Genomic DNA, 17648 nt, shown 5'->3' with positions numbered 1-17648 from the left:
CCATATGTGTTAACCCTCCGCACCACATGTGCAGAGTACCAGCACCACTGTAAATGATGGTAAACATTCACACAAACATTATATGAAATAAAACCTTAAAACATCCTATTTCGTTGGCAAAAGTGTTAAAGTGTAAAACGCTAAAACTAAACTGAACAAATAACTTCTTTCTATGGTTAGCAAATTATTAGCAAATTAGTCCCCCTCCCCTTTCGGGGAGGGTCGGGGTGGGGCTTTGACCGTCAGGTCTCTGTGAGGTTCGTTAGCAAAAATGAAATCTGTTACATCTGTGAATTCTGTGAGAAAACAGAATTAATTCATAATTCATAATTCACAATTCATAATTATGATTACCATTGTTTGCTGTGTTTTATCTCAACAAGCAACTTATTCACTCGTCAACCCGTTAACTTGTCAACTCGCCAATTGAAAAAGCAACTTGTTCATATGTTACTCTGTCTTATCTCGCAAGCAACTTGTTCACTTGTCAACTTGCTCACTTGTCAACTTACCAATTGAAAAAGCAACTTGTTCATATGTTACTCTGTCTTATCTCGCAAGCAACTTGTTCACTTGTCAACTTGTTCACTTGTCAACTTGCTCACTTGTCAACTTGCCAATTGAAAAAGCAACTTGTTCATATTTTACCCTGTCTTATCTCGCAAGCAACTTGTTCACTTGTCAACTTGTTAACTTGTCAACTCGCAAAGCTTGTCAACTTGCAAAGCTCGTTAACTAAAAAAGCGCCAAGACCCGAAAGGTCTTGGCGCTGTGTGACTAACGCTTTGGAATTATTATTGCGCTGATTTAGTAGTTTGACTCCTCAACCTGGAAGAAGCTCTGTGGGTGGTTGCAAACAGGGCAAACAGCTGGAGCCTTCTTGCCGATAACGATGTGACCACAGTTGCGGCACTGCCAGATGCAGTCGCCATCACGTGAGAATACCACGCTGTCCTCGATGTTCTTCAAGAGCTTGCGGTAACGCTCCTCGTGGTGCTTCTCAACCTTACCAACGCCACGGAACTTAACAGCCAACTCTGGGAAGCCCTCTTCGATAGCGTCCTTTGCCATCTGCTCGTACATATCAGTCCACTCGTAGTTCTCACCAGCTGCTGCGTCAGCAAGGTTCTGAGTAGTTGTTGGGATGTTACCCTCGTGGAGGAACTTGAACCAAATCTTAGCGTGCTCCTTCTCATTGCGTGCAGTTTCCTCGAAGAAACCTGCAATCTGCTCATAGCCGTCCTTCTTAGCCTTTGAAGCATAGTAAAGATACTTAGTGTGAGCCTGACTCTCGCCTGCGAAAGCGTTCTTAAGGTTCTGCTCAGTCTTAGTACCCTTCAAAGCTGCTGGGTTGAACTCCTTGAACTTCTCTGCTTTAACGTGGCATACTGGGCACTCTGCTGGAGCCTCTGTTCCCTCGTGGATATAACCACAAACGGTGCAAATAAATTGTTTCTTCATAATGTTCTTGTATTATAATGTTTTGTATAAATCAATAATCCCGAATGAATAGTCTAAAAAAAAATGTACTGATAATCAGTTTAATATGGGATATCTCTTACCCTGTAATAATTTCATTTTTGTGTTTGCAAAGGTATTAATTATTTCTTGAACGTTCAATCTTTATCGCCGCTTTTTTGTTTGAAAAGGTCTATTTAGACGATGGATAATTAGTAAAAGACCTACTGGTCTATCAACTAACCAATCCTATCAACCATGTGTTTATTTGTGCGATTCTCCATCAGTCACAACATTAACAATGGGGCTACGCCCTACTGGTCGGCTACAAGTTCAAAACATAACCCTGACCGTTCTTTTAGTCTGAACTTTTCTTCTTCTTCAATCTCTCTTGGCAGCAACTACCAATTCTATGGTTTCTCTGAGGAACTGAAATGGTAGTTGAAACGAGGTTCAACGGCATGGGAGGGGCAGACTGACTATTCATGTTCTGCCCCCTCTCTGTCCTCAATATTCTGAAAAGTCAGAGAATATTTTGTCATTTAAGGTGGAAAGTGGTGCAGATACAGATTTTAACTAAACAAGGTAATTCCGTAAAATAAACATGCCCACTTGTTAGAAGTTATATTTTGTCACGACAACATTTTTCTTCATTCGAAAATGTTTCTATTATGAGGGTGTGTCAAAATATAAATAATAACTTGACAACTTTCAAAGTATAAGTATTCTTTTTCTAAAAGCAAAGAAAAGACCATCTCTTTACTCAAAAATGAGTACAGAAATGGTCTTTTTTTATTGGAGTGTGTCAAACTGTAAGATTATCAAAATGGTAATTGCATTTTGACACACCCTCTTATTTTTATTGTTAGTTTTTGGCACAATAAATATCACCCAATATTCAACACCCAACACACCTCCCCAATCTTTCAAGAGCCCTTCTTCCTTATGATTAAAACTACTTGACTTTCTTGTGATTAATCCGTATCTTTGTAGCTGAAAGAACAAATAGAAGACTTAAAGAAGATGGAAATAATTAGAAAAGAAGCATATAAAACCACGACATGGAAAGGTGGTATCACTCGTCAGATTTTTATCTCACCTACTGATGGCGACCTCGCTGCACGCCGTTTCGACCTGCGCATATCCTCTGCCATCATTGACAATACAGAGAGTGACTTCTCCGATTTCAGGGGCTTCACACGTTACATCCTACCTTTGGAGGGTGAGATTACCTTATTCAAGAACGATGAATACATACCGCTATCGCACAATTCCTTTTACCAGTTTGAGGGTAATGAGAAAGTCCGTTCTGAGAATACGCAGGGTGCCATCGACTTCAATATCATCGTGCGCCATGGTATCACCGTTGAACTGGGCATCTTTCACAACACCCAATTCACGGACAGCCGCCCAAGACTCGTCTTTGCCCTCGATGACTGCATGATTGACGACACTTCCCTCGCCAAGCACGATACCGCCCTCCTCACAGAGTCCTTTCAACTAAAAGGGGAAGCAGTCGTAGTTGAATAGTTAACGAGCGAACGACTTTCAGTGGACGAGTAGACGGGTGAACGAGTGGACGAGTGAACAAGTAAACAAGTGAACAAGTGGACGAGTTATCCCACCATACATATAACTCGTTCACTCGTAAACTTGTAAACCCGTCAACTTGAAGGAAACCCGTCAACTCAAAGGACTCACCTTATGCCCCTTACCGTTTCTATCTTTAACAATTACAACCTGCTTGGTAGCTGTGCGACTATTCGCGGTCTTCACGCCAGAGAGCGTATAGGTCTCGGCAGGCTGTTGAGGAGTAGCAGAGAGACTACTGATGCCTGTTGACGACTGCAACGGTGTATAACTAAAGGAAATCGTGTTATCGCTATTACGGACGATACCCTTGACACCAGCCTGATCACTTACATTATAGTTCGTATAGAAATTCAGACGAGGGTCGGTACTCTTCGTCAGACTATTATTCAAATCAGTTGGGAAAGGGTCATTGTTCTGGGTGTCGTTATCAAGCTGACCATCCACAGGAACAATCGTGAAGCGTGGATGACGCTGTGCCGAAGCAGTGTTGAGGTTATTCATCATCCATGAACGAGCATCGAAATCAACGTGGAACATCATCAATCCGTGTCCGGGCAGTTCGCTATCCCAACGATGAGGAGTGCGATTTTCGAGGATATAGTATTCGTTCTTCGTGTCTGGATTATAGAGGAAGTAGGCATCACCACCCTCAGAGAGTCCTTTCATATTCTTCACTTCCATAGCCTTATCGTCAAGTGTGATAAGTTTCAGCCAACCCATATATGCCTTTTCGTAAGCATCATAGCCAGCTGGGACTGTACCGATACCAGTACCGTTATAAGCATTCATAATACTCTCTGGACCACCATTATAGCTACCGGCACACATCAAGTCATATCGACCAGAACCAACGTTATTGCCGCCACGTGTATCGTAAAAGTCGGGCAGACCGAGACAGTGAGAGAACTCATGACAAATGGTTCCGATTCCTGAGTAGAAGACACGTTCCTTGCCATTGAGCTGCGCACGGATAATCTCGTTGCTACAAGCATAGGTATTAATGGTTATTCCGTTAAAAGTCAGCGCATCCAGTCCTGCATCCGAGAGCGAATACTTATGTGGCCAGATGGTATTAGCATTACCGCCAGTCGCCTCACCCTCACCAGCATAGACGACATAAACCTGCTCAACCTCGCCATCGCCGTCCCAGTCGTATTGACGGAAGTCTACCTGCTCCTTGATAGCATTGCAAGCATCAATAATCATCTGCGGCGCATTCGCATCATTTTGACGACTTGTACGCTCACCATAATATTTATACGGATGCTTGAGCTTTACGGGTCCGATGACATCGAAAGTGAGGTCGAACTTACCGTTGCTCTGGTCGAGGAAATAATCATGTACACTACCAATAGCACCGTTATTATTCGTATATCCCACCTTGTTAAGCATATTCTCATAGAGCGACTTGACATCATTCTCACGTGGTCGGAGTGTCAATACGTCCTTAGGATTCTTGAAAGCCATATCCTCAAACTCAACCAAGACAACAAGTCCTTTCTTTTTACCTTCCCAAGTCGTACCGAAACCCTGCCCGAAAGGCTTTGAGCTCACGTGTATCTCTTTCTGTCTTTGCAGTTGTCTTACCTGTTGAAGGGCAGCTGCCACAAGTTCCTCTCTATCCTTGCGCAATCCTTTTTCATGTGCCAGCACCGACGTAGCCACTAACTGATTATCCTCAATGCGAGCATAATAGTAATTACCATCGTGTGGCAGCAAGGGTATGCCGTCATCAGTCAGCGCATAATTAAAATGCTCATCACCCACGGTCATAACCTTCAGTACCGTTCCATCCACTTGTTTAATACTCCGCCACATTCGCATAGCTGGAATGGCAAAAGATGACGTAGCAAGCATGCCACTTACCAAAAGGGTTATAATTTTCTTCATACAACTGCTTTTTAATAATAATTATATAGTTTTCAATCGACAAGATCTTATCTTTTGAAAGAAAATGCAAAGATAAAGAAAAAAAGAAGAGGGAAAAGGAAAGCATTAAAAAAAGACAGAATGTACAGAAGAACATATAGTAGAATGACAGACAGAATGTACATAGACAGAATGACATAAGGACATTTGTTATAAATGACATATAGATACCAACTTGAAACAAACTCATCAACTAAAACATGTTCCTATGTTACTTTGTCTTTAACTACCCTGTCTACAAGCAACTTGTTCACTCGTCAACTCGTTAACCCGTCAACTCGTACAAAAACGTTCCTATGTTACTTTGTCTTTAACTACCCTGTCTACAAGCAACTTGTTCACTCGTCAACTCGTTAACCCGTCAACTCGTACAAAAACGTTCCTATGTTACTTTGTCTTTAATTACCCTGCCTACAAGCAACTTGTTCACTTGTCAACTCGTTAACCCGTCAACTCGTACAAAAACCCTTTGTTTAAACAAAAGAATATATATTTATATAATTCGGCGACAAAAAAGTGTAAAGTTTAATTATTTCAGCAATCTACTTATTTGTCGCAGCTTAGCAATCATTTGCAAACAAGGAAAGTTACTAATTTGTCGCCACGCCTTACAAACTACTGATTTACACAACATTACAAACAAAGAAAATCAAGCGAAATAAAGTAGGCAACAAATTAGTAACGATAAAAACAAAAGAAAAAGAACACAAACAAGTAATATTTGTAAAGAAAAGAGAAAGATAAGGCAACAACCTTCCTTATACGTCTCTCCGTACTTCCCTATCCGTCGAACAATCTGGAAAAAGACTCCCTTTTTGTCGCACAGAACCTACCATTCCGTCAGGGAACACCTCCCATGGAGTCGTACGAAGCTTACTTATTCGTCGCCATCTTATGACGTAAGTGTCTGTGTGTTAAAGAAGTATCATTCCCTAAACAAGTCTAAACAAGAGACCAACAATGATTGTCTAAGTACAAGACGGATGTTTGTGAGAGAGTTTTACAAACAAGAACTGACTCCCAAGCTGGTTGCCAATGCTGTCAGTACGGTTACGAGAATCTGCAAAATATGTTTCCAAATAGGTTTATTCATAAGTTCTAAATTAATTATAGTGGGTTCTATCAACTAACTTTGTCATACTTCGCGACTACCTTCGATGGCAAAGTGCTATTGAACGCAGAAGTTATACGAGCATAACAACTGCGCGAACTGACAATATGAGCCAAAGAGAGTCCGATAGATGACAAAACGTAACCCATGATTTAATGATTTGATTTCGGTGGTAATTAATAGAACTCACCTTACCCCAATCGCTCCATAGCTCGTAAAACATTATTACAATGAATTCTATTGCGCCCAAACCGACTTAGGGTAAAGGTGAATACTAAATGGAGAGCAGAGAGTGCAACATTGACACTCCCTTACTCTCACTGTTCAAAACGCACGACTATGCATGAGCCTCAGTAGACGGAGTATTCGCTTCAGGCTCTGGACCAGCTGAAGGCTTATTATCCTTCTTCTTGCCCTTGTCCTTAGCCTTATCGGCAGCCTTTGGCGCATCATACTGAACAGCCTCCTGAATGCGCAGACCGCTGATGAGGTTCTTCACACGACGATGCATGGCATCAACGGTCACCGTTGGCGCAAAGAGCACGTGCGCACCATAGATGTCTCGCTGTGCATTGAAGTCCTTAGCCTTCTCAACCCCCTGAGAATGAATACCTACACGGAAAGTTCCCAATCCGTCGAGCTTCACACGGTTACCATCCTTGAGGACTTGGTTCATCTCGAACACCAACGCACTGATAACAGCCAGAATGTCTGGCTCTGTAACAGTACAACGTTCACTGATACGCTGAGCGAGATCCTTAACACCAACAAGGTCTGGAGATACCGCACGGGCATACCAAAAACCCTTGCGCTTGCTGTTCTTACGATTGTCCTGATACATACGAAATTTGATTGACATAACTTGAAAAATTAAAAAGTGAAACAAAGAAATTATTGAAATAAAAAAAATGAAATCTTAACTCAATGCTCTAATAAGACAGAGGCAAATCCTCTCCGTGGCTCCACGCACGACGGTGCCTCCGTGACTTACATCGCTTTATTTTTATTACTCCTCCGTGTCCTGCTTTTCTCTGTGTGATACTACCTTTAAACTAAGTGGCAAACCTATTACTGAAGACCCTTCTTCCCACTCCTCATCGCCCTTGCCGTTCGCCAGTCCTCACCCCCTCCCCACACAAAAAGAAGGGGGAGGGACAACTACCTAAAAGACATACTGCGACAAAAAAGTGTAAAAATATGTAAACGAGTAAACAAGTAAATAAATGAACACGTAAACAGATAAAAAGATAAACAAACAAATAACTAAAAACACAAAAGAGCAAAAACGTATAAAAATATAAAGGTAAAAGTTGGAAAACACAAAAACGTAAAAACATACTTCATCATAAATATAAACAACTAAAAATATGAAAAGATATTCACGTAAATAATTAAAATATTTACTATCAATAACTTAAAGAGCATTTTCCGCACTCACAGCGACAAAAAAGTGAAAACTTCAACCCTCGCCACTACCCTATTTATCCCCAAGAATCTGGTGTCTATTCTTCCCATCACGCTTATAACTGATATGAATCCACCGCTTTTTTACCGACTCCTGCGGCTCAAGAATCATCTGATCGAAGTTTGTTTTGGCAAGGACAGCCGCATATTTCCGACACATTTCCAGTCCTGTGACATGAATATCAACCGCCTCACCCCGCAAATGTTGCGAATGTTCAGCCCCATGAACAGCCTTATTGAGTGCCTCACAGCGATAACCTCCAACGACTATCACACGTCCTACACGCCTTCTGAGCGGCTCTAAAACACTTTTACAAAGTGCCCGAAGATTCTCCATCACCTCCTCTCGTGAGCTCTCACCTTCTGCAGGAACTACCGCTGGCACATTCTTAATACACATGCTCACCGCCGTCCCCGAACGCAGCATCTCGCCCACCGTGAAATGAGGAGAGAGCCGCTCCTCAAAATCTATTTCAGCAGAATGACTATCGTTTATCATACACATTAATTATAGATTATTTGGTTTATAAAAATTCCCTTTCGTCATCCCTTTATTTCTGATGACGATGCAAAGGTACAACACTAAAATGCCGATTGCAAGAAAGATATATGTAGTAATATAAGTAGATGGGTGGACAAGTTAACAAGTGGATGGGTGGACAAGTTGACAAGGTACTTGTAAAGACTGGGTAAAGGAAAGACTGGGTAAGAGAAGACGAGATAAGAGAAGACAAAGTAACAAAGGAACAGCTGTTGGGTTATAACTCAGAATTTGTAAGACAGAATGTACACATTCCATATATAATAAACGTATGTAGACACAAGACCCCAGTAAGAGGGCATACAACAGTCAACCCATTCTCTCGTTCACCTGTTAACTAACCAATAAGGTACAGGATTACACGTTAATTAATAAATTGAGCAGGTTCAAAAATAGATAGAAAAAATAGTTTGTCGAATTGTTTTTGTAAATTAGTAATCACTAAACAACTGATTTTAAAGACAAAATAACAAAACTGTTATGGAAGCAAAATAGAGAAAACAAGTGAGTTATCCAAACTTTTGAGTGTTAAAACTCGAATGAGTGATGATTTATTTCATCTTTCTGGCAAGTTTGGCATCGGTCACCTGTTTTCTCTGCTGTCATTGGAGAAACAGGAAGGAGCTTCGGCTTCGGAATTGATCCTTTCTCTTTGCCTCTTCCGCATTGTGGATGAAAGAATTCACAGTATATGCAAACATAAGATATATGAGCTTTCAAATCATGGTAAGAACTGTTTCTATCGGATGATGATTCGCCCACAGATGGATTTGGAGACACTTGATGAAACACTTTACCCTGCGTTATGAAACTCAACATGGAATGGCTGAAGCATTGAAAAATGGAATAAAGTATGTGGACAGACTGATTAACTTCTATTATACATGTGTTAAAACTCAATGGATATGGAGGACGACAAGCAAAGGTGTATGAGAGAAAACAGTGTTTCAAGGGGTGGGAAAGTTTAGTAAAATAATGCCTCCCCACGCGTGCTCTGCAAGTAATGTCTCGTGAAAACGACTTATCTCAAAATTCAAACCCACGTATCAATTCTGCTTGCCCTCTCTCGTAAGAACAAGCATAGCTCCGTGTCATCACCACGGCAAAAGCCACACGGTCGAAACCCCAGACCAAGCACGACTGATAGCAATCGCCAACCACCATACGAGATTGATTACACTTACCACTTCAAGACCCAACGGAGGCTCACTCCTCCTCCCTCGGACATATCAACAATGGGCAGTGGCCAACCACTGGGCGACAGGGTGTCCGCCATAGCAAAGCGACTACCGATAAAAAGAAAGCAAGCCTTGGTGCCACACTATGGTGAATCCAAGACTTGCTTGTAAGTATAAGTTAGGGGTTGAAGCCGAATGTTCGAGATTATAAGTTCGATTCACGAAAGCCTGCCCCATGGGGGGAACTTCTTAAATGATTAAGTTATGTTTCGCTTATACCATTTAACCAAATGACAGCTAATAACAAAAATGTAAATCAGAGAAACAAGCATATATACATCGCTTAATAGCGATACCCATATCTTGAAACAATTGATTTCGCAAAGTATCTGTGCTATAAGGACTATGCAAAAGAACAAATTTACATAGAACCAATGCAAGCTATATTTAGCAATCCACTGCATTAACATGGTTGCATTGCTGCTTTTTTTATATTTAGAGCCACTGCTAATAGAAACACCTTTGCTTTTAATCTGCTCTCTGAGGTCATCTTTAGATGTTTTACCAGACACAACAAAAGCCACACTTAGAGTAAGCAACGATAAAGAAATACCCAACATCGCTATACCCCAAGTAAGGATAACAATTAACGAATCTTTCGAAAATGTTAGTTGCAGAATAAGTCCTTCAATAGACATTCTATATTGGCTTTGATGGTCTCGGTTTCGAATAATTTATGATTTACAATATCATTTTCTTCTACCTCCAACTCGAAATTAAAGCTATCCTCAAAGGCTTGCTCTAAAGATACCTTCGCATCTTTTACTCGTTCTGTTATTTTCGCTGTCAATTTTCGTTTATCAGTGGCAAAGATACGAAAAATTCTTTGTGCATATCCATCAAAAGAATTATCTGTAATCAAATCTTCAGCGTCAGATGAAGCCACATTCTCTAAACTTATAGTGGTTTCTTTTCTATTCTTCGCACTATAAGTGTAAGATGCGAGTTTAGGCGGCAGAGTAACATCAGTTCCGTCTTCAAAATTTGAAAGGAGTATTTCTATACGAACAAGTTTTTGAGCAGTTCTAATCTCTTCTTTGAATTTATCTTCCTTTATATTGCGAATTGGGGCATCAAAAACAGTTTTGAGCATATTACGTGCCAGCTGACTCATATCAAGATTTAACTTTGACGGGTCTTCGTATATGAAGACATACAAGAACCAATGCCCTTTTGTTGTCCTATCTTTAGGAAAAACTATTCTGGGATAGAGTAAAACTATGTTTGTAGAAATTGTAAGTTTATCTGCATAGTCAACATGTGTAGGATTCTCTTTATCGTTGTCATGGCGAAGAAAACCGCCACACAAATTAGTTCTTTCCGTAGAAACACGCAACAAAAGAGCATGGTCTTCTCCAAACTTTATGTCCTCTGCTTGTATTTCTGCAACAGAAACAGATTCACTCTTTCCTTTCTTTCCAAACTGACAAAGATTAGAGTTCTGCTCGTTATATGTATTGATATCTCTTTTGAGTTTATCAATAATATCTTGCTCTTTCAAGTCAAAAAGTGTTCCTGTATCATACTCTTTCATCTCAGAAAGATAAACAGGAATCTTCAATAGTAATTTCTTTGGTTTCTGATTTTTCGCCATTGTTTCAGATGTAAAAGAGAAATTTTGTTATAGAAATAACTCTTACTTGTTTAAAGTGAATGTACATTTGGGATAGTTTGAGCATCCATAGAAACGACCATATTTTCCACGTCGTTCAACAAGCATACCTCCGCATCTTGGGCATACACCATGTTGAATCTTATTTCGGGTGTCATATCGCTTGCTTTTTGCGTTGTACTTGTGTTCACGTATAGCTCCTTTCTCTTGTGTCCAACTGCTCGCTTCAATACGGCTGATGATTTTCGTTTTGAGTTCCTGACTAATTACAGTGTCTTTATATTGTAAGAAGGTATCTTTCAAATAATATCGGTTAACCACAATGTGGTTGTTGACATTGACTTTGAGGTCTGCCTCGTTATTGAATACAACGATAGGCACAAATGGAATATTGCCTAAATCCTTCAGCATGAACTTCAAGAAACGAATATGCCCATCATTTTGCAGAAGTGGGCTGTAAAAGGCTGACTTGTGTCCGTATATGCTTTGCGTCCAATATTCGGTGCTCTCCCCACCGAAAATCCAACCTTTATAGCCTTTGGTCTCAATTACAAACACGGCATAGGGTGATACCACAATATGATCAATTTGTGTTGACCTACCATTGCTCATGAAGAGAACATTGTCTATGACATGATACTCTTCAGGTAGTTGCATTAGCTTATGATGCACCATTTTCTCTGCAATCTTACCTTTGTTGAAACGAAGGTAAAGGATTGCGAAGAAAATTAGCAGTGGTATGAGTGTAACTATTATCATATTGTTACAGAGGGTGTACTATCTGTTTTATATCACAAGGTTTATGTCTGTACTACTAATATGTGGAATAGGCTCATTTGTCCCTTCTAACATATACACCAAAGACGGTTTCTTGCTCTTTGTGCCTTTTGCTTTGTCAAGTCCAACAGACTCTACAATATAGTAGCCGATAACTCGCTCCTTGTCGTGCAAAACCAAGCGACTAATACTGAGCAATTCAGGATGCTCTTCTATGTCAGAATCGCTAATTCCATATTTGAACTGCATGTACCTGAAGATATTTTTGTTTTCGGCCTTGCTACAATATGCAATCAAAGTGCCTCGATTATGCTTTGAGAAGTATAGAGCTTTCGGCTCAAAGAGGGACAATTGAATCCATTCTCCATTTGTTTCTTCCTCTTCTAAACTTTGGTATTTGTGAACTAAAGGTAAGGGGGCTTGCTTTGAAACACATTTAACAAGAGTATGGGCTATGTGCCACATCATAACTGGTGGCACTGCATTACCGATTGCCTTGTATTGTCTTATCTGTGACACAGAATCAAACAGGAAAGTGTCGGGGAACGACTGTATACGTGCCGCCTCACGAGAAGAGAATCTTCTGTAACGCTCACCAACCATATAGACGGGGTCTGTGCTGTTTAGGCTTACTTTTGCAAGGTGTGCACTTATCGTATTACACGGCTCATCAAGTTGCATGGCTCGTCCTTTGTTCATCTTTTGACGAACAGCCATCATGCCAGCAACAGCCTTTTCACTGAAGAATAATGATTCGTCGGTGTCGGATTCTTGCGAAATGACATCACGCAAAACCTTTCTGTCTGCCTGTTTGACTTTTGCTGGATAGGAAAATTTATGGTAGTCTTCAAAATCCCGAAAACCAATGATGATGACACGCTCTCGTTTTTGAGGAACGCCATATTCCGAAGCATTGAGCAGTTTATGTACAACGGTATAGCCAGCTGCCTTAAACTCGCTCATAATCATAGGGAAGGCTTGTCCTTTATTAGCAGAGAGTAATCCCTTGACATTCTCTGCAATAAAGAAACGAGGTTGACGCTCCTTTAAGATTTTTACCATCTCAAAGAAGAGCATTCCCCTTTCATCCTTATATCCCAAGCGTGGCGGATTTTGTGCAGAAATAGAAAATGACTGACAAGGAAAACCGCCAATAAGCATATCGAAGTCTGGTATCTCGTTGATGTCAATATCGCGTACATCTTTAACGATGCACTTATGTTCAAAGTTGGCATTATATATTTGAGTACAGTAATTGTCGTTGTCAACAGAGTAGACAATTTCAAACGGATTCTTCTTATACTCTTTTCCAAGATAAGAGAAACCGCCCAACACGCCTAAGTCCATGCCACCACATCCACAAAACAGCGAGGCTACTTTTATCTTTTCCATGCTAAAATTTCTGTTGGTTCAAACATGTTTGAGTCGAAAGAAACTTCCATACCATCACGTGGCATCGCTTCAATCTTATCTGTCTTGTATAAAGCAACTGGGTTCCTGAGAACAATCAGTACCTTGCTATGCGCACTAAGCATCAAGCGATAGACACAGTAATGCTCTTTGATTGTATTGGCAACTCGCCACTCGTTTGGCGACATGTGGAAGCCGTACATCTGGATTTTCTGTTTGCTCACAGTTGTCTTTACTTCAATATAGCGGTGGTCCTCGGTTCCGTCACCCTCAAAGCTATCTATGTCAAAGCCCGGACGGTATGATGGGCTGTCAACAATTTGGACGAGTTTAATGAATTGCTCGCCGTAGCCATTGATTTTCAAACGCATCTTTTCATGACCACAAATAATTGCTTCGCCAAGGTTTCCTATGTCCTTTGTCGTTCTATCGCCAGAGACAACATCCTGTATTCTCTCACCGAATACAATATCTATTTCATCATCTTGTTGCAGCAGACTTCTGATGTCGGTCTTGAACATATCTGGCTTCATGGAGTCGTTGACGTATGCAAACCAATTTGGCTCTACAGCTGAAAGACTTGCGGTGTCGAGGTCATTCTGACCATAGAAAGATTCATATCCCTTAAACCAAGTTTTATCCTTGGCAAAGGCCTGAATAGCTTGGAGCTCATTGCCTTTCAGATAAAAGTAGCTGCCATTTTTGGTAAGCAAATCGGCAAGCTCCATGTAATCAAGAATGTCTCCAGCATACCTTGTCATATCACCCTTTGTGCGTGAAGCACCTGTGAGTGACTTCGTATGTGGGTCGGCTGGGTTATAGTATTTGATTTGATTCTTACGGTTGTCAAGGATGGTCTTGGCAACTTGCTTAGGAGAAATCTGCCCACTGGTTACTCGAACATCGTTAAATATGCAGTAGGTGGCTTCCTCGGCAGACAAAGACATCTCCTTTACGCTGTTTTCGGAACTCAACAGCTCATTACCTGCCAATAATACCTGAATGATGGTCTTGGCTGGTTTGAATCGTATATTCAAATAGATAATGTCCTTCAAGTCCTGTGGCTTCATGTGCCCACCAGGGAATTGAAATGACATAAGGAAAAGTCTGAAAAACTGAGTGAGGTCTTGGTTCTCGTACAAGAACGTTGCCATTTTGGATGTACGAGTAATGTCAGCCTCCTTGTCTTCTACATAGAAGCCAAAGAGTGCTGGGATTTCTGTTCGCCAATTATGTAAAGTCTTTTCTGCCATATCAATGTTACCAGGGAACATCCTTATGGCATTCAAGTACTTCTTATTATAATCCTCACAACTACAATCTGGAATGCGGCAACATTCTCCAGCCATATAAAGAAGAACATTCTCAATATTGCTTTTGAAGCGTGGTCGTACAAAATGGATTCTATGCCAGTATTTGTCTGGCAGATTATAGTATTTTATTTCTTGCTTGGCCATAATGTTTCTTTCAAATGTTTAGCAATAGCGTTCGCCATCAATGGGGGGACGGCATTGCCGACCTGTTTGTATTGGCTCGTTTTACTGCATGTGAACACAAACGTGTCTGGAAATGATTGTATTCTTGCACTCTCTCTAACTGTTGGAACTCTATTCCATTTGTAGTGAAAGTGATGTCTGTGTCCTGTATCAATGGTTATACTTGGTGCTTTACTGTTTAAGCGTGTCCATGCGATATGAACTTTTCTTATACCCTGTAAAGATTCGGGCAGGTCTTTGTAGTTGCCGCCGTCAGGAACAAGGTTGATAATGTCTATTGTCTTTTGGTTGTGTTCGGTAGTCTCATGATTAAAAACACCACTGCTGTTTGCACGGATAAATTTTTGATAATCGTTCTGAGGCTCTACCGCATACTTGTCGCCATCTGTCATAGAGCATTCAGGCAAGTCTGACAATGCTTCACCTGTTGTAACCTTATGCTCTACCTCTGGCAGATTAAAGTCGAACTCGCCATTTTTCAAGCCAACGAAAACAGCTCTTCTTCTATTTTGAGGTACGCCATAATTCGAGGCAGTAAGCACCTTGCATTGAACATTGTATCCCAATGCCTCAAAATCATCAAGGATTGCCTTTTTGATAACACCCTCTCCCATTGACAATATGTTAGGCACATTTTCCATGACAAAAGCCTTGGGCTGGAAATGAGCCACCATTGCAACAAACCTTTTATAGAGTTGGTTTCGCTCGTCCTCTATTATTCTTTTTCCTGCAACAGAAAAACCCTGACAAGGAGGTCCACCGATAATGACATCTACATTATTCGTTTGTATCGCCTCTTCAACTTCTTGTGGTGTCAATGCCAAAAGGTCTGCACACAAGGTTTTCGCACCAGGACGATTATATGCGTAGGTCCTCAGTGCATCTTGCCAATGGTCTATGGCAATAAGACTTTCAAAACCTGCCATTTCAAATCCAAGCGACAAACCGCCACATCCTGAAAAGAGGTCAATGAATGTATGTTTCTTGTTCATTCAGTTTCTCTTTATTATTTAATTTCTTTGAGGTTGTCACGAACAATAGTCAAGAAATTCGTCTCGTCATCCAAATCTTCTCCTTGAAATTGTTGGTTGAGTGTGGCGATTACATCCTCAATTTTATTTATTTGCTCTTGAAGCAGCATCTGTTTTTCTTCACTCATAAAGCTAATCTATTTTCTTCATTATGGTTTATCTCCAAAAGGTCTTTAATATCGACCTTTAATATTTCGGCCAACTCTACCAACTGCAACACAGATGGTTGTATTCTGTTTGAACGCCAACGTGATATGGTAACCTCAGATAGATTCATCTTTGTTGCCAAGTCGCTATTGGTTAAATATTTGTCAGCCATAAAAACACGCAATCGGTTTCTGCACGTAGTCTTTGCCATGTCATTTATGATTTTATCTATGCGTCAAAGTTACCACTTTTTTTATACTTTGGTCATTTTATGATAACCATTTGTCATAAACGTGCATTTTTGAATAAAATAGAGGGCAAATAATAAGAAAAACGAGGGTGTGTCAAAATGCAAATACTATTTTGATAATCTTACAGTTTGAAACAATCCAATAAAGAATGACCATTTCTGTACTCGATTTTGAGTAAAGAAATGGTCTTTTCTTTGCTTTAAGAAAAAATACTTATAGTTTGAAAGATGTCAAGTTATTAATTTGCATTTTGACACACCCTCGTTTATGAGGGATTTTAGACTACATCACACCACTAACAGGTACGTTCACGATGTTGTGAACGGGGAACTTCTCGCAACCGATATAGAGGGTATCGAAAGTGTCGGAGCCGTCGGTGCGGTGTTCGAGGAAGTCTTCTTCACTCTCTGAGAGCTTTTCGCCTGACTTGTCCTTACGGAAGCCGTTGCGCCTTCGGCTGACACCTGCCGAATGGATGGCAAGAATAAGGTCGGAGTTGTTGGAGCGGTTGAAGAATAGCATGAGTCGCAGCTTGCCCACAAAGCCTTGGTTGATGAGGAAATATTTCTCGTTGTGGCACATCGGGTTGCCGAGATAGACAGCCTCCACCTGCCAGCCGTGGCGTTCATCTGCGAGTCGAGAGTAAAGGGTTGAGAGAGATTTGGGATAATGGGAAGTTCTTATCGATATAGTCGTAGTCCGTGGCATCGTACTTGTGCGCCTCGCGCATGGATGAATAGAAACCGTCCTTGGCAATTCCAATCCTCTGACACTGGATAGAGGTTTGGAAGGTCAGGGACGTTAGGTCGCGCTTCATCTGCTTGATGTAGTCCTCGCCGAGGAGCTGCAGGTTCTCGATGCACTATACGTGAATCATATCTTCTTCCCATTTTCTTATTCCATGCATTTACTTGCCGAGTCGCTCTGTATGACTTTCCATTTTTAGCAATCATGCCACCACTTATACCTGTTTTAACAACTCTACCTACCGTAAACATTTTTTAAGTAAGTATTAACGGCTCACGTTCATGGGCATTCACAAAGCAATTTGGCTAAAATAGCCATGAAATAGAGGGGTGGGAAACTTTAGTAAATGATATATTTAGTTTCGCTGCTGATGCAGCATAATATTTAACGGACTATTGTATTAAGCAACTTGTTTGTTCATCAACTCACTAATACCCCCATATCATCAGTGAGAAAATGAAAAGGCTATTTGTCTTGATGTCATTCTGTCTAATATTAGAACTTGACACCTCTTATTTGACACCTCTTACTTGCTTATCAAGTAGATTGTTTATCTTTGTAACAAAAGTGTAACAGGCTACGTCAAGTTGAAAGACAAACAAGATGAAGACAAGCAAATAAGAGATTCAGGCTCTAACGTCCTATAGGAGTTAAAAAGTTATAAATTGTCGTATACGTCTTCTTTCTCCCAGAAGTCGAAATTATATTCCTTTGCCCCAGCTTCTGTGTCGTTAGGGGCTTCGGGAGCTGTAATAGTGTTCTCTGAAAAACTATCCAATAGGCTTTCAGTCGTTATCGTATAAATATCGATTATAGGATTTAAGTATTGTTTTTTCATCATCT

The 17648-nt window shown here is 40.7% G+C and carries 18 protein-coding genes and 1 pseudogene; 4 read left to right on the top strand and 15 right to left on the bottom strand.

Going from position 1 to position 17648, the window contains the following annotated elements:
* Nucleotides 1–807 precede the first annotated feature (807 nt).
* Nucleotides 808–1461 carry a rubrerythrin gene (gene rbr, locus J5A56_RS03215; protein ID WP_021671773.1) on the bottom strand — a complete coding sequence of 218 codons (654 nt, stop codon included), beginning with the start codon at nt 1459–1461 and terminating at the stop codon, nt 808–810.
* Nucleotides 1462–1716: 255 nt separating this feature from the next.
* Between rbr and J5A56_RS03210 the strand changes: the two genes are divergently transcribed.
* Nucleotides 1717–1899: a hypothetical protein gene (locus tag J5A56_RS03210; protein WP_081691286.1), complete on the top strand. Its 183-nt coding sequence runs from the start codon at nt 1717–1719 to the stop codon at nt 1897–1899.
* A gap of 582 nt (nt 1900–2481) precedes the next feature.
* Complete coding sequence (locus J5A56_RS03205; RefSeq protein ID WP_021671771.1) at nt 2482–2988, top strand: HutD family protein; 507 nt, start codon at nt 2482–2484, stop codon at nt 2986–2988.
* A gap of 153 nt (nt 2989–3141) precedes the next feature.
* Here J5A56_RS03205 and J5A56_RS03200 read toward each other — a convergent pair whose 3' ends face one another.
* The 4 genes from J5A56_RS03200 to J5A56_RS03185 form a co-directional block, all read right to left on the bottom strand.
* Nucleotides 3142–4941 carry a M6 family metalloprotease domain-containing protein gene (locus tag J5A56_RS03200; RefSeq protein ID WP_021671770.1) on the bottom strand — a complete coding sequence of 600 codons (1800 nt, stop codon included), beginning with the start codon at nt 4939–4941 and terminating at the stop codon, nt 3142–3144.
* Nucleotides 4942–5980: 1039 nt separating this feature from the next.
* A complete protein-coding gene (locus J5A56_RS03195) occupies nt 5981–6073 on the bottom strand; it encodes a smalltalk protein (protein WP_155945343.1) in 93 nt (30 codons plus the stop codon).
* 355 nt (nt 6074–6428) lie between these two features.
* Nucleotides 6429–6950: an HU family DNA-binding protein gene (locus tag J5A56_RS03190; protein WP_021671766.1), complete on the bottom strand. Its 522-nt coding sequence runs from the start codon at nt 6948–6950 to the stop codon at nt 6429–6431.
* Nucleotides 6951–7568: 618 nt separating this feature from the next.
* A complete protein-coding gene (locus J5A56_RS03185; RefSeq protein ID WP_021671765.1) occupies nt 7569–8054 on the bottom strand; it encodes a D-Ala-D-Ala carboxypeptidase family metallohydrolase in 486 nt (161 codons plus the stop codon).
* Between the two features lie 581 nt (nt 8055–8635).
* On the opposite strand from J5A56_RS03185, the pseudogene J5A56_RS03180 reads away from it, so the two are divergent.
* Nucleotides 8636–8903: pseudogene (locus J5A56_RS03180) on the top strand (IS4 family transposase); the annotation flags it as partial.
* 203 nt (nt 8904–9106) lie between these two features.
* Entirely contained in the window at nt 9107–9445 is a 339-nt protein-coding gene (locus J5A56_RS03175) for a hypothetical protein (RefSeq protein ID WP_155945342.1), read from the top strand.
* 496 nt (nt 9446–9941) lie between these two features.
* Here J5A56_RS03175 and J5A56_RS03170 read toward each other — a convergent pair whose 3' ends face one another.
* The 10 genes from J5A56_RS03170 to J5A56_RS03130 form a co-directional block, all read right to left on the bottom strand.
* Nucleotides 9942–10895, bottom strand: coding sequence for a hypothetical protein (locus J5A56_RS03170; RefSeq protein WP_155945341.1), 954 nt, complete (start codon nt 10893–10895; stop codon nt 9942–9944).
* Nucleotides 10896–10970: 75 nt separating this feature from the next.
* On the bottom strand, nt 10971–11705 hold the full coding sequence (locus J5A56_RS03165) for an NERD domain-containing protein (RefSeq protein ID WP_021671760.1): 735 nt from the start codon (nt 11703–11705) through the stop codon (nt 10971–10973).
* 27 nt (nt 11706–11732) lie between these two features.
* A complete protein-coding gene (dcm, locus tag J5A56_RS03160; RefSeq protein ID WP_021671759.1) occupies nt 11733–13115 on the bottom strand; it encodes a DNA (cytosine-5-)-methyltransferase in 1383 nt (460 codons plus the stop codon).
* Nucleotides 13103–14590, bottom strand: coding sequence for a protein NO VEIN domain-containing protein (locus J5A56_RS03155; RefSeq protein ID WP_021671758.1), 1488 nt, complete (start codon nt 14588–14590; stop codon nt 13103–13105). The genes dcm and J5A56_RS03155 overlap by 13 nt, the downstream gene beginning before the upstream one ends.
* Nucleotides 14572–15621 (bottom strand): DNA cytosine methyltransferase, encoded by a 1050-nt coding sequence (locus tag J5A56_RS03150; RefSeq protein WP_021671757.1) that lies wholly within the window; start codon nt 15619–15621, stop codon nt 14572–14574. Before J5A56_RS03150 ends, J5A56_RS03155 begins: the two co-directional genes overlap by 19 nt.
* A 14-nt stretch (nt 15622–15635) precedes the next feature.
* Nucleotides 15636–15788, bottom strand: coding sequence for a hypothetical protein (locus J5A56_RS03145; RefSeq protein WP_021671756.1), 153 nt, complete (start codon nt 15786–15788; stop codon nt 15636–15638).
* On the bottom strand, nt 15785–16018 hold the full coding sequence (locus tag J5A56_RS03140; protein ID WP_036919710.1) for a helix-turn-helix domain-containing protein: 234 nt from the start codon (nt 16016–16018) through the stop codon (nt 15785–15787). Before J5A56_RS03140 ends, J5A56_RS03145 begins: the two co-directional genes overlap by 4 nt.
* A 322-nt stretch (nt 16019–16340) precedes the next feature.
* Complete coding sequence (locus J5A56_RS03135) at nt 16341–16766, bottom strand: hypothetical protein (RefSeq protein WP_155945340.1); 426 nt, start codon at nt 16764–16766, stop codon at nt 16341–16343.
* Complete coding sequence (locus J5A56_RS13405; protein WP_231370810.1) at nt 16739–16948, bottom strand: hypothetical protein; 210 nt, start codon at nt 16946–16948, stop codon at nt 16739–16741. The genes J5A56_RS03135 and J5A56_RS13405 overlap by 28 nt, the downstream gene beginning before the upstream one ends.
* Nucleotides 16949–17463: 515 nt before the next feature.
* Nucleotides 17464–17646: a hypothetical protein gene (locus J5A56_RS03130; RefSeq protein WP_021671752.1), complete on the bottom strand. Its 183-nt coding sequence runs from the start codon at nt 17644–17646 to the stop codon at nt 17464–17466.
* Nucleotides 17647–17648: the final 2 nt, after the last annotated feature.

The organism is Prevotella melaninogenica, from assembly GCF_018128065.1.
GTDB lineage: Bacteria > Bacteroidota > Bacteroidia > Bacteroidales > Bacteroidaceae > Prevotella.
The sequence above is the reverse complement of the archived record's forward strand: the minus strand, read 5'-3'. Positions and strand labels throughout refer to the sequence as shown.

Excerpts from the sequence above, each read along its gene's own strand:
- rbr (WP_021671773.1), bottom strand. The coding sequence starts at position 1,461 with ATGAAGAAACAATTTATTTGCACCGTTTGTGGTTATATCCACGAGGGA.
- J5A56_RS03150 (WP_021671757.1), bottom strand. The coding sequence starts at position 15,621 with ATGAACAAGAAACATACATTCATTGACCTCTTTTCAGGATGTGGCGGT.
- J5A56_RS03205 (WP_021671771.1), top strand. The coding sequence starts at position 2,482 with ATGGAAATAATTAGAAAAGAAGCATATAAAACCACGACATGGAAAGGT.
- J5A56_RS03155 (WP_021671758.1), bottom strand. The coding sequence starts at position 14,590 with ATGGCCAAGCAAGAAATAAAATACTATAATCTGCCAGACAAATACTGG.
- J5A56_RS03140 (WP_036919710.1), bottom strand. The coding sequence starts at position 16,018 with ATGGCAAAGACTACGTGCAGAAACCGATTGCGTGTTTTTATGGCTGAC.
- J5A56_RS03185 (WP_021671765.1), bottom strand. The coding sequence starts at position 8,054 with ATGATAAACGATAGTCATTCTGCTGAAATAGATTTTGAGGAGCGGCTC.
- J5A56_RS13405 (WP_231370810.1), bottom strand. The coding sequence starts at position 16,948 with ATGGGAAGAAGATATGATTCACGTATAGTGCATCGAGAACCTGCAGCT.
- J5A56_RS03145 (WP_021671756.1), bottom strand. The coding sequence starts at position 15,788 with ATGAGTGAAGAAAAACAGATGCTGCTTCAAGAGCAAATAAATAAAATT.
- J5A56_RS03130 (WP_021671752.1), bottom strand. The coding sequence starts at position 17,646 with ATGATGAAAAAACAATACTTAAATCCTATAATCGATATTTATACGATA.
- J5A56_RS03190 (WP_021671766.1), bottom strand. The coding sequence starts at position 6,950 with ATGTCAATCAAATTTCGTATGTATCAGGACAATCGTAAGAACAGCAAG.
- J5A56_RS03165 (WP_021671760.1), bottom strand. The coding sequence starts at position 11,705 with ATGATAATAGTTACACTCATACCACTGCTAATTTTCTTCGCAATCCTT.
- dcm (WP_021671759.1), bottom strand. The coding sequence starts at position 13,115 with ATGGAAAAGATAAAAGTAGCCTCGCTGTTTTGTGGATGTGGTGGCATG.
- J5A56_RS03135 (WP_155945340.1), bottom strand. The coding sequence starts at position 16,766 with ATGCCACGGACTACGACTATATCGATAAGAACTTCCCATTATCCCAAA.
- J5A56_RS03210 (WP_081691286.1), top strand. The coding sequence starts at position 1,717 with ATGTGTTTATTTGTGCGATTCTCCATCAGTCACAACATTAACAATGGG.
- J5A56_RS03200 (WP_021671770.1), bottom strand. The coding sequence starts at position 4,941 with ATGAAGAAAATTATAACCCTTTTGGTAAGTGGCATGCTTGCTACGTCA.
- J5A56_RS03195 (WP_155945343.1), bottom strand. The coding sequence starts at position 6,073 with ATGAATAAACCTATTTGGAAACATATTTTGCAGATTCTCGTAACCGTA.